The organism is Flagellimonas eckloniae (genome assembly GCF_001413955.1).
GTDB classification, from domain to species: Bacteria; Bacteroidota; Bacteroidia; order Flavobacteriales; family Flavobacteriaceae; genus Flagellimonas; species Flagellimonas eckloniae.
The window spans coordinates 2,791,576-2,803,900 of record NZ_LCTZ01000002.1 but is presented as its reverse complement, the minus strand read 5'-3'; the positions used below and the strand labels follow the sequence as shown (position 1 = coordinate 2,803,900).

General features: G+C 39.0%; 12 protein-coding genes. 11 read left to right on the top strand and 1 reads right to left on the bottom strand.

The window, feature by feature from the left end:
- Window positions 1-25: 25 nt before the first annotated feature.
- The 10 genes from AAY42_RS12030 (at window position 26) to AAY42_RS11985 (ending at window position 9,295) form a co-directional block, all read left to right on the top strand.
- Window positions 26-1,282, top strand: coding sequence for a choice-of-anchor B family protein (locus tag AAY42_RS12030; RefSeq protein WP_055395528.1), 1,257 nt, complete (start codon window positions 26-28; stop codon window positions 1,280-1,282).
- 9 nt (window positions 1,283-1,291) lie between these two features.
- A complete protein-coding gene (locus AAY42_RS12025; protein ID WP_055395526.1) occupies window positions 1,292-2,635 on the top strand; it encodes a hypothetical protein in 1,344 nt (447 codons plus the stop codon).
- Window positions 2,636-2,752: 117 nt separating this feature from the next.
- On the top strand, window positions 2,753-3,082 hold the full coding sequence (locus AAY42_RS12020) for a HesB/IscA family protein (protein WP_055395524.1): 330 nt from the start codon (window positions 2,753-2,755) through the stop codon (window positions 3,080-3,082).
- A 31-nt stretch (window positions 3,083-3,113) separates the two neighbouring features.
- Window positions 3,114-4,559, top strand: coding sequence for a Fe-S cluster assembly protein SufB (sufB, locus tag AAY42_RS12015; protein ID WP_055395523.1), 1,446 nt, complete (start codon window positions 3,114-3,116; stop codon window positions 4,557-4,559).
- 28 nt (window positions 4,560-4,587) lie between these two features.
- Window positions 4,588-5,340 carry a Fe-S cluster assembly ATPase SufC gene (gene sufC, locus AAY42_RS12010; protein ID WP_055395521.1) on the top strand — a complete coding sequence of 251 codons (753 nt, stop codon included), beginning with the start codon at window positions 4,588-4,590 and terminating at the stop codon, window positions 5,338-5,340.
- Window positions 5,341-5,356: 16 nt separating this feature from the next.
- The gene (gene sufD / locus AAY42_RS12005) at window positions 5,357-6,673 is read left to right on the top strand and encodes a Fe-S cluster assembly protein SufD (RefSeq protein ID WP_055395519.1); all 1,317 of its coding nucleotides are present in this window, start codon (window positions 5,357-5,359) and stop codon (window positions 6,671-6,673) included.
- Between the two features lie 37 nt (window positions 6,674-6,710).
- Window positions 6,711-7,937, top strand: a complete 1,227-nt coding sequence (locus tag AAY42_RS12000; RefSeq protein ID WP_055395517.1) for an aminotransferase class V-fold PLP-dependent enzyme — start codon at window positions 6,711-6,713, stop codon at window positions 7,935-7,937.
- Between the two features lie 72 nt (window positions 7,938-8,009).
- Entirely contained in the window at window positions 8,010-8,432 is a 423-nt protein-coding gene (locus tag AAY42_RS11995) for a SufE family protein (protein ID WP_055395515.1), read from the top strand.
- A gap of 5 nt (window positions 8,433-8,437) precedes the next feature.
- Window positions 8,438-8,767 carry an SUF system Fe-S cluster assembly protein gene (locus AAY42_RS11990; protein ID WP_055395513.1) on the top strand — a complete coding sequence of 110 codons (330 nt, stop codon included), beginning with the start codon at window positions 8,438-8,440 and terminating at the stop codon, window positions 8,765-8,767.
- A gap of 24 nt (window positions 8,768-8,791) precedes the next feature.
- Window positions 8,792-9,295, top strand: coding sequence for a DUF2480 family protein (locus tag AAY42_RS11985; RefSeq protein WP_055395511.1), 504 nt, complete (start codon window positions 8,792-8,794; stop codon window positions 9,293-9,295).
- A 46-nt stretch (window positions 9,296-9,341) separates the two neighbouring features.
- On the opposite strand, the gene AAY42_RS11980 is transcribed toward AAY42_RS11985, so the two are convergent.
- Window positions 9,342-10,868: an IPT/TIG domain-containing protein gene (locus AAY42_RS11980; RefSeq protein ID WP_055395508.1), complete on the bottom strand. Its 1,527-nt coding sequence runs from the start codon at window positions 10,866-10,868 to the stop codon at window positions 9,342-9,344.
- 219 nt (window positions 10,869-11,087) lie between these two features.
- Between AAY42_RS11980 and AAY42_RS11975 the strand changes: the two genes are divergently transcribed.
- On the top strand, window positions 11,088-12,014 hold the full coding sequence (locus AAY42_RS11975; RefSeq protein ID WP_055395506.1) for a DUF3078 domain-containing protein: 927 nt from the start codon (window positions 11,088-11,090) through the stop codon (window positions 12,012-12,014).
- The last annotated feature ends 311 nt before the right edge of the window (window positions 12,015-12,325 follow it).

The following is a 12,325-nucleotide window of genomic DNA, read 5'->3' as shown; positions in this document are numbered from 1 at the left end:
TAAAAGAAACTTAAAATTGCTACAAATGTTGAGACCTACCCTATTGGTTTTGATTGGGGTGTTCATGGTTTTTGGATGCTCCAGTGACAACAGCCTATCTTCTGAAACTGAGCCTGACCTTACGGATGATGTTAATATTGGTACAGGAGAAGTAACATTGGGCCAAACCCCCTGCCAAGGTGGAACAGCTTCAATTTACCCTTGCAACGGATACGACTTGTTATTTCAAATGGATTTAGATGCTTTTGCAGGAGGAGAAGGCAATGATATTTGGGGATGGACGGACACAGTTAACAGTAGAGAATATGCACTGATTGGTTTGGATAACGGCACTGCATTTGTTGATATTACAGATACCACAAACCCTGTTTACCTAGGAAAATTATTAACTGCCACGGTCTCTAGTGGGTGGAGGGATGTTAAGGTATATGGAAATCATGCTTTTATTGTTTCCGAAGCAGCAAACCATGGTATTCAAGTTTTTGATTTAACAAAACTTAGAAATGTAACGGATCCACCACAACTTTTTACGGAAGATGCCAGATATACCGGAATAGGAAACGCCCATAATATTGTAATCAACGAAGATATTGGCTTTGCCTATCCTGTTGGAACCGCAAGAAATGACGACTTCAATGGCGGAGTACATTTCATAGATATCCAAAATCCAACAAGTCCTAATGAAATAGGAGGCTATGGTGACAATGGGTATACGCACGATGCCCAAGTTATTACCTATTCTGGGCCGGATACGGATTATACAGGCCGAGAAATTTTTATTGGGGCCAATGAAGATCAAATTGCCATAGCGGACATTACGGATAAAGCCAGTCCAACAGAGATTGCTACGTTGGGATATGGAAACATTGCCTACACCCACCAAGGATGGTTTACGGAAGACCATCGGTACTTTATTTTAGGAGATGAATTAGATGAAATAATGTTTGGCTTTAATTCCAGAACCCTCGTTTTCGATATGTCGGATTTGGATAACCCAGTTCTTCACACCACCTATATTGGACCCACAAGTGCCATAGACCATAATGGTTATGTTTTGGGGGATGAGTTTTTCTTGGCCAATTATACTGCGGGAATGCGAGTATTGGATATTTCCGATATTGAAAACCAATCAATAACCGAAAAAGCATTTTTTGATACCTACCCTTCAAATAATACTGCTCGTTTTGATGGTGTGTGGAGCGTCTATCCCTTTTTTGAAAGTGGAAAGATTATCATAAACGACATTAATTCCGGATTTTTTGTTGTTCAAAAATCCAATTAAAAGGCAGCTATGAAAAAGATATTGATGATTTTTCTTTTGCTTGTTTTTTGGTCTTGTACGAATGATGATTCCAAATCAGAAGCGTTGGATGAAGTTACTTTTTTGGGAGAAGTGGATTGGATCAAAAATTTTGGGGGTGCCGGAGAGGATACCGCGCAATCTATTGTTCAAACTTCAGATGGAGGATTTGCAGTGCTAGGATTTAGTAATAGTACTGATGGTGATTTACAAGGCAAAACGCTTGCTGTTAACGACTATTGGTTGCTAAAATTTGATGTAGATGAAAATCTTGAGTGGAGCAAAACATATGGAGGGAGTAAAGATGACAGAGGACAATCTGTAATACAAACTTCGGATGGAGGCTTTACCATAGTGGGCTATGCTATGAGTGATGATGGTGATGGAAGCAACAATGAAGGCTTTCATGACAACTGGATACTTCGATTGGATGCATCTGGAAATATTATATGGGAAAAGAGTTTTGGCTTTTCTGGGCATGACCATAGTTATGATGTGATTGAAACAACTGATGGAGGATTTTTCTTTGCAGGATTTTTGGATGTGACGCTTTCTGAAGGAGAAGGAAATTTTGGAAAAGGAACATCATACCTAACTCGACATGGGGTTGGTGAGTTTTGGGGAACAAAGCTTGATGCATCTGGTAATTTAGTTTGGCGCAGATACTTTGGCGGAACAAATAACGATCGTGCGCATGGCGTGGTTCAAGCTGATGATGGGGGTTTTGTTATGGCCGGTTTTTCCGAAAGTGATGATTTTGATATATCAAATACCAAAGGGAGCTACGATTTCTGGGTGGTTAAAGTAGACGAAAATGGAACCATGCTTTGGGAAAAATCCCTTGGAGGTACTGGAATAGAAATTTCATATGATATTGCCAAAACAGCAGATGGAGCATACGCGATTACAGGAAATACATTTAGTATGGACACTGATGTTTCAAAGAACAATGGAGAATCCGATGTTTGGGTCATCAAAATAGATGATAATGGAAACCTAGTTTGGGAAAAATCATTTGGAGGGATGGGTTTTGATGCTGCAAGAGGGATTAAAACCACATTGGATGGTGGATTCGTTGTTGCGGGAAATTCAAAAAGTTCCGACGGAGATACCAATGAAAATAATGGAGAAAATGACCTTTGGATTATAAAAATCGATGCCAGCGGAAATCTGCAATATCAAAAATCAATCGGAGGTTCTGGGCTGGACTATGGATTCGACGCTTTGGAGACTAAAGATGGAAGCCTGATCTTAGTAGGGGAAACCGCCAGTGAAGACTTTGTAGGCCTTGAATCAAAGGGAATGACGGACATGGTCGTTATTAAAATAAAGTAACCCAATCTTCCATAGAAAAACACTATCGGGTTATTCGTTATAATAATGTTAGGAATCGTGGTAAAACCCTACTTATGAAGTATATTTGTTAGCTATTTAGATTAAATCCAAGTAAGAATGATTAAAGTTTCGGAGACAGCCAGACAAAAAGTGGTTACAATGATGACGGAAGAAGGCTTTGATGCTTCTAAAGACTATGTGCGCGTAGGTGTGAAAAGTGGAGGTTGTAGTGGATTGTCCTATGAATTAAAGTTTGATACAGCTTCAACTGATACAGATAAGATTTTTGAAGATAATGCAGTTCGTATTATCGTTGATAAAAAAAGCTTCTTATACCTAGTGGGAACCACTTTGGAATATTCAGGCGGATTGAATGGAAAAGGCTTTGTCTTCAATAACCCAAATGCCCAACGCACGTGTGGATGCGGAGAAAGTTTTTCACTTTAACCGTTGTTGCCAATTAATTAATTGAGAAAAGATGGCTTACACAGAAGAAGAATTAAAAAAAGAACTGGAAACCAAGGAATATGAATATGGTTTCTACACAGATATTGAGTCGGATACTTTTCCAAAGGGACTGAATGAAGAGATTGTTCGTGCAATTTCCAAGAAAAAGAACGAACCAGAATGGATGACGGAATGGCGATTGGAAGCCTTTCGTGTTTGGGAAAAATTGGAAGAACCAGAATGGGCAAATGTTCATTATGAGAAGCCGGATTTTCAAGCAATTAGTTACTATTCAGCGCCTAAAGCTGCAGACCCTAATAAATCATTGGAAGATGTAGATCCTGATTTATTGGAAATGTATCGGAAATTGGGAATCTCTGTTGATGAGCAAAAGCGATTGCAAAACGTAGCTGTAGATATTGTTGTGGATTCTGTCTCTGTGGCAACCACGTTCAAAAAGACCCTGGCAGAAAAGGGAATTATCTTCATGCCCATTTCAGAAGCAATCCAGGAACATCCGGAACTGGTAAAAAAATACATGGGCACCGTTGTTCCCAAAACAGACAACTTCTATGCGGCCTTAAATTCAGCGGTATTTACTGATGGTTCTTTTTGTTACATTCCAAAAGGGGTAAAATGCCCAATGGAACTATCCACATACTTCAGAATCAATGAAGGAGGTACCGGTCAGTTTGAACGTACTTTGGTCATTGCGGATGAAAGTAGCTATGTAAGTTATTTGGAAGGGTGCACAGCACCATCAAGAGATGAAAATCAGTTACATGCCGCGGTTGTAGAACTTATTGCTTTGGATGATGCGGAAATAAAATATTCAACCGTACAGAACTGGTATCCTGGAAATTCTGAAGGAAAAGGTGGAGTTTACAATTTTGTGACCAAGAGAGGTCTGTGCGAGAAGAATGCAAAAATTTCTTGGACACAGGTCGAAACAGGTTCTGCGGTAACTTGGAAATATCCTTCTTGCATTCTTAAGGGAGATAATTCTGTTGGGGAGTTTTACTCCATAGCTGTGACAAATAATTTTCAGCAAGCAGATACTGGGACCAAAATGGTTCATTTAGGAAAAAACACCAAGAGTACCATTATTTCCAAAGGAATTTCAGCAGGACAATCACAAAACAGTTATCGTGGCCTGGTGCAGGTGAACAGTAGGGCGGAAAATGCCAGAAATTTTTCACAATGTGATTCCTTGTTGATGGGCAATCTTTGCGGAGCGCACACCTTTCCGTACATAGAGGCAAAAAACAAATCGGCCCAAATAGAACACGAAGCTACTACCAGTAAAATTGGAGAAGATCAGATTTTCTATTGCAATCAACGTGGAATTGATACAGAAAAAGCCATCGCATTGATTGTAAACGGATTTAGCAAGGAAGTTTTGAACAAGCTTCCAATGGAATTTGCTGTGGAAGCACAAAAATTATTGGAAATAAGCCTTGAAGGCTCAGTGGGATAACCATTAAACACTATTGAAGAAGAATACGATGCTAGAAATTAAAGATTTACACGCAAGCATAGAAGATAAGAAAATCTTGAACGGAATCAATCTTGAGGTGAACGCAGGAGAAGTTCATGCTATTATGGGGCCAAATGGCTCAGGCAAGAGCACCTTGGCATCTGTGATTGCAGGAAAAGAAGAGTTCGAAATAAAGAAGGGCAGCCTTGCTTTGGATGGTGAAGATTTAGAAGAATTAGATCCAGAAGAAAGAGCACATAAGGGAATCTTTTTATCATTTCAATATCCAGTTGAGATTCCTGGGGTTTCTGTGACCAATTTTATGAAAACGGCAATTAACGCGTCTAGAAAAGCAAGAGGCTTGGAGGATATGCCTGCCAACCAAATGCTGAAACTGATTCGTGAGAAATCCGAAATGTTGGAGATTGATAGAAAGTTTTTATCACGCTCCCTTAATGAAGGATTTTCCGGCGGAGAGAAAAAACGAAATGAGATTTTTCAGATGGCAATGTTGGAACCCAAACTCGCCATTTTGGATGAAACAGATTCAGGATTGGATATTGACGCACTTCGTATTGTTGCAAATGGGGTGAACAAGCTTAGGGGAAAAGACAATGCAATAATCGTGATAACCCACTATCAACGATTGTTGGAATATATTGTTCCAGACTTTGTACATGTCTTGCATGACGGAAAAATTGTAAAGTCGGGGACCAAAGAGTTGGCTCTGGAGTTGGAGGAGAAAGGATACGACTGGATAAAGCAGGAAACGGTTGTTTAATGCCAATTGATGTAAAATGGATTTAAAAGATAAATTACTTTCTTCATTCATAGCATTTGAGAACAATATGGACTTAGATCATCCAGTACATGATGTTCGTTCAGAAGCCATCAAGAATTTTGAAGAAAAGGGCTTTCCTTCCAAGAAAGAAGAAGCTTGGAAATATACTTCCCTGAACGCTATTCAAAAAGTGGACTTCAGTATTTTTCCAAAAAAAGAAAATACGTTAGAGTACAAGGACATTAAAAAATATTTTCTTCATGAAATAGATACCTATAAAATTGTATTTATTGATGGGGTTTATAGTTCATACCTGTCTGAAACCACACACGATGGAGTGGATGTTTGTTTAATGAGTGCCGCATTGACCAAACCACAATACAAACAGATCATAGATGTATATTTCAACAAAGTGGCGTCAAAAGACGAATCGTTGACCACATTGAATACGGCTTTTAGTAAAGAAGGGGCTTACATTTATATTCCAAAGAATAAAGTGCCCAAAAAGCCTATTCAAATAGTGCATTTGGCCACGGGTAATGAAGCTGCTTTGATGCTGCAGCCTCGAAACTTGGTAATTGTTGAGGAGAATGCTGAAGTTCAGATTATAGAACGTCATCAAAGTTTGACGGGCAATGAGGTGCTTACCAATTCCGTGACCGAAATATTTGCGGCCAAGGATGCCAATGTGGATTACTATAAGGTTCAGAATGATGAGAATACAGCATCGCTTATTGATAACACCTATATTTCCCAAAAAGATAAAAGTGTAGTTCGTGTCCATACCTTTTCATTTGGTGGAAAATTGACTCGAAATAATCTAAACTTCTATCAGAATGGGGAATACATGGACTCGGTGTTAAAAGGAGTAACTATTTTGGGGGAAAAACAGCATGTAGATCATCATACTTTGGTACACCATGCACAACCCAATTGTGAAAGTCACCAAGATTATAAAGGAATTTTTGGCGAGAAATCTACAGGAGTCTTCAATGGAAAAATTATTGTAGACAAGATTGCCCAGAAGACCAATGCCTTTCAGCAGAACAATAATATACTGATTAGCGATAAGGCCACTATCAACACAAAACCACAATTGGAAATTTTTGCAGATGATGTAAAATGCTCGCACGGGTGTACTATTGGCCAGTTAGATGAGGATGCCTTGTTCTATTTGCAATCCAGAGGAATCCCTAAAAAGGAAGCAGTGGCCTTGTTAATGTACGCTTTTGCCAATAATGTTTTGGAAAGTGTTCGCATTCCAGAATTGAAGACCAGAATCAACAAGATTATTGCCAACAAGCTTGGTGTTCGGGTTGGATTTGATTTGTAACTAGATATTTTCTTCTTATTAAAGGGAAATCCGAGCAATGATACAAACAACTTTAGATATTGAAACCATCCGCAAAGACTTTCCCATTCTAAATAGAGAAGTTAATGGAAAACCTTTGGTGTATTTGGATAATGCTGCTACATCGCAAACACCACAACAGGTTATCGATGTTATTGTTGACTATTACCAAAATTACAATGCGAATATTCACCGTGGAGTGCATAGTCTTTCCCAAGAGGCTACGGATGCTTACGAAGCGGCACGAATTAAAATTAAGAAACACTATAACATTGCCAAAACCCATGAGGTAATTCTAACTTCGGGAACTACACATAGTATCAATTTGGTGGCAAACGGATTTACATCTTTTGTAAAGGAGGGTGATGAGATTTTGGTTTCGGCAATGGAACATCATTCCAATATTGTGCCTTGGCAAATGCTTTGCGAACGTACAGGAGGGGTGTTGAAGGTAATCCCCATGAATCAGAAAGGAGAGTTGGTCATGGAAGAATTCCATGCCCTGCTTTCAGACAAGACCAAGTTGGTGTTTTGCAACCATGTTTCCAATGCCTTGGGAACCGTAAACCCTATAGAAGAGATCATTGATGCATCCCATAAAGTTAGCGCAGCTGTTTTAATTGATGGTGCTCAGGCCGCTCCTCATATTAAAGCGGATATGCAAGCTCTGGATGTTGACTTTTATACCGTTTCGGCACATAAGGTTTGTGGTCCAACCGGAGTGGGAATGCTATACGGCAAGGAGGAATGGCTAAATAAATTACCACCATACCAAGGAGGAGGAGAGATGATTGCAGAGGTTACTTTTGAAAAGACTACATACGCAGATTTACCGCATAAGTTTGAAGCGGGAACCCCAAATATTTGTGGCGGAATAGCTTTTGGCGCTGCTTTGGACTACATGAACAGCATAGGTTTTGAAGCTATTGCCCAATATGAAGAAGAACTGCTTCAATATGCTACAGAGCAACTGCTTGCCATTGATGGCTTAAAAATCTATGGAACCGCTAAAAACAAAACTTCTGTTATCTCCTTTAATATCGATGGAATCCATCCGTATGATATCGGAACTATTTTAGATAAATTGGGCATAGCCGTTCGCACTGGTCATCATTGTGCACAGCCCATTATGGATTTTTATAAAATTCCGGGTACAGTTCGAGCTAGCTTCAGTTTTTATAACACCAAAGAAGAAGTTGATGTTTTGGTTGAAGGAGTAAAACGAGCTAAAAATATGTTGCTTTAGCGTAGAAGTTATCTTTATCTTAAACGTTTGACTAACAATCATCCTAATTGTATTTTTGAACAAAACTGACAGATGACCATAGAAAGTATTCAAGAAGAGATTGTAGATGAGTTTTCCATGTTTGATGATTGGATGCAACGGTATGAATACATGATCGAATTGGGGAAATCACTTCCTCTGATTGATGAGCAATACAAGACCAATGATAATATCATCAAAGGCTGTCAGAGTAAAGTGTGGGTACATGCAGAACTGGATACTGATAAATTAGTTTTTACTGCGGATAGCGATGCGATAATCACCAAAGGAATCATTGCAATTTTGATTAGGGTATTTAGCAATCAGAGGCCGCAAGATATTATCGATGCCAACACAGATTTTATTGATGAAATAGGTCTTAAAGAGCATCTTTCGCCAACAAGGGCAAACGGATTGGTGAGTATGGTAAAGCAATTAAAATTGTATGCCATCGCTTATCAAACACAATTAAATTGAGAAAAATGAGCGAAGAAATCACAATAGACACACAAGAACTGGGAGAGAAAATAGTAAGGGTCTTAAAGACCATTTACGATCCAGAAATTCCGGTTGATATATATGAGTTGGGTCTTATTTACGATGTATTCGTAAATGAGGATAATGATGTAAAAATTCTAATGACCTTAACATCACCTAACTGCCCGGTAGCAGAAACATTGCCAGTTGAGGTAGAAGAAAAGGTTAAATCGTTGGACGCGTTGAAAGATGTTGAAGTTGAGATTACCTTTGATCCTCCATGGACCCAAGAGTTGATGAGCGAGGAAGCCAAATTGGAGTTGGGAATGCTTTAAGTAAAATAAGATATCTGAATTCATATGTCTGAAATAGTAAACAGAGTAGCACAAAGTAAACTAATAACTTTTGACCTTGAGGAGCTATACCCCAAAGGCCAAAGAGTTGTGTTGGATATAAAAGATTGGCTTCACGAAGGTTTTATTTTAAGGGAGAAGGAATTCAGAAAACACTTGGAAGAGCATGATTGGTCAGCTTATACAGACGCTTATGTTGCGTTGGGTTGTTCCACTGATGCAATTGTCCCAGGATGGGCCTATATGTTGGTCGCCTCCAAACTCAATCCCTATTCCAAAAAAGTGGTAATTGGAAGCTTGGACGATTTAGAATTATCCTTATATCAAACCCTTTTGGAGGATATGGATGTTTCCAGTTTTGAGGATAAACCAGTTATCATTAAAGGGTGTTCCAACAAACCAGTTCCTGAAAACGCCTATATCTTGGCAATGTCTAAAATTCAAGCTGTTGCAAAAAGCGTCATGTATGGAGAGGCATGTTCTTCGGTACCTCTTTATAAAAAGAAATAACCTAAACTTGTTCGGGGGTTATGTAGTTAGACGATACATTCCATGACTATTTTACAAATACCGAAAAGGCCCTGGCCGGAGTGACTCCGTCACTTAAATTTGTGGCAACACCATTTTTCCACATTTTGGCTGTATCAATTGCGTTTACACTTTCCTCATATCCTGCTACATAGATATCAGTTCCATTTATAAAAATAGAGTTTGCGATAGCTGGGTTGGTACCATCAGTTAGGTTATAAAGAATTTGTCCGTTCTTCCATACAAACAAGGCGTTACCCTCGGCTCCGGCAGCATACACATCTGTGCCCTTTACAACTAAAGATATTGCGTAGCTATATGTAGAACCATCAGTTAGATTATATAAAGGAACCCCATTTTTCCAAATTTTTGCAGTTGCCCCGTTTTCCGTTTCCTCATTTCCAGCTACATAAACGTCATTTCCATCTACATAAACTGAATATGCCTTGGCACTATTGGATCCATCGGTAATATTTGTTACAACTCCATTTTTCCATAGTTTGGCAATGTCCATACCATTTTCATTTCTCTCAAATCCAGCAGCATAGATATCAGTATTATTAAGGAAAAGCGAATACACCGCTGAAATTTTAGAGCCGTCTGTAAGATTATAAAGGAGTTGACCATTCTTCCAAATTTTACTAAATGTATTGAAGGATTCATTGTTAGCTTCTCTTCCTGCGACATAGACGTCAGTATTGTTCGCTACTACGGAATAAGCGTATGCATTTTCAGTTCCGTCGGTAAGATTGTAGAGTACTTGTCCGTTTTTCCATAGCTTGGCAACCTCTTTACTTCCTTCTATTTCTTGACCTGCTACATAAATATCGGTGCCATTCACAAAAATTGAGTTTGCTTGTGCTGCTGCACTTCCATCCGTTAAATTGATAGGTGTTCCGTTCTTCCATATCATGGCTATATCATCGTTACCGTTATCTTCTCTTCCTGATATAAAAACACTGGGGTTAACTTTTATCATACATTCAACATAAGCATCATTGCCCAAATCTGCGGTAATGATTACGCTTCCTTCCGCAACACCCGTAACTTTTCCATTTTCATCAACAATGGCAATTGCCTCGTCTTTTGAGGTCCATTCAATATCCGCGGCCGTCGCCGTTCCCACAATGGTAGGAATTAGGGTTTCACTATCCAGGGTGAAAAGTTCCAAAGTATTCTTGTTCAGGGAAATACTGTTTTCCGGAAGGCTTTCCATAACGGTAAAACCCCCAGCGGTATCAGTTTCCCCATCCACGGTAACGCTTATGGCACCGCTTACAGCGCCCTCTGGGACGGTCACAAAAATCTCAGTGGTGGAGGAACTGCTTATTGGAGCCACCACACTCCCTATTTTTACCGTGTTGGCTGATGAGGTACTACCAAAGTTTTTTCCGGTAATCCAAATGGTTTCTCCCACTTCCCCAAATAGCGGGGTAAAACTTAAAATACTTGGTCCTTCCTTTTCGGGAGTACTTGGACTATCTTCTTTGGAACAGGAGACGAAGAACAAGACCGCCGACAAGATTATTGTTGGTAAAAGTAAAAGCTTTTTCATAGTGTGGATTTTGTTGCTTAATTAAGCAAGTAATCCATAATTTGGGCTTCTATTATCAATCAGTTTGCGGATATGTCTTTTAGTTTGACAGATGCCCTGTTAGAGGAAACGGATTTAGCCAAATAGCCTTAACAACAACTTAGTTAAGGGCTATAAAAAAGTATATATTTCAATGTGACATTTCTTACTTTTGTGTTTCTAAACATAAAACTCCATACTATGAAAAAACTACTTTTTACTTTAATTGCATTCTTTATTCTCATTGCCGTTAAAGCACAAACAGAAGAAGAATTGAAAGCTTTAATGGCCCCCAAAAAAGATTCCATTGCTGCAATCCAAGGACGTGTTAATGCGCTACAAGCCCAAATAGATGCCTTGCCAGGATGGAAGTTGGGAGCATTTGGCACCATTGGTGGCAGCCTTTCAAATTTTAGCAATTGGTATGCCCAAGGGGTTCCAAACAACTCCTCAGGAAATATTGGTTTTACCTTTAATGCCTTTGCCAACCTAAAAGAAGAAAAATTCTTCTGGAGAAACGCATTGACCACAAACTTTGCCTGGATCAAGTTGGACGATAAAGACGACCCGGATGATGATGATGGTTTTACGGCAACAACGGATGTTTTTAACCTTTCCTCATTATACGGGAGGAACATTAGCAAAACATGGGCAGCTTCGGCTTTGTTGGAATACCGCACAACGGTATTGAACAATTTCAACGACCCAGGATATTTGGATATTGGTATCGGTTTTACCTGGAATCCTATTACAGATTTAGTTGTGGTAATCCATCCATTGAACTACAATTTTGTGTTTGCAGATGATGATACCATTTATGAGTCTTCTACAGGTGCTAAAATTGTTGCGGATTATACCAAAAAGTTGGGTGCCGTTAATTTCAAGACCAACCTTTCCATGTTTCAGAGCTACAAAAGTGGAGATTTGAGCAATTGGACCTGGACCAATTCATTTTCGTATACCTTATGGAAAGCAATAGGTGTTGGGTTCGATTTTGGGCTTCGAAACAACAAGCAAGAAGCTTTGGATTATTCCATCAATACTCTAGGGAATGATACAGAAACCTTTGCTACTCTTGATAATGAACTACAAACATATTGGACGCTAGGTCTTAGCTATGCCTTTTAAACTTGTAACTAAAAGAAAACAAAAAAGCCCTCAAATTTTGAGGGCTTTTTTTATGGGGTTATTCTACTAATTTGGGGTGTTTTGTTTACCAAGGTCTAAGTAGGTTAAGCTTATGGAGACCGGGTTATAACACTAACACTTAAAAACAATATGAAAGTAGTTTTTCTGTGGTTTATGCCTAAACTTTTGTTGTGAACAGGCAAAAAGATGTGGTAGAAAATGTTAAGGGATACACTTCAACGGTAAACTATGCAACTCGTCTGATTCTAAATATAACACCTCACTTTACTAAGGAGATTAAACAAATCTCT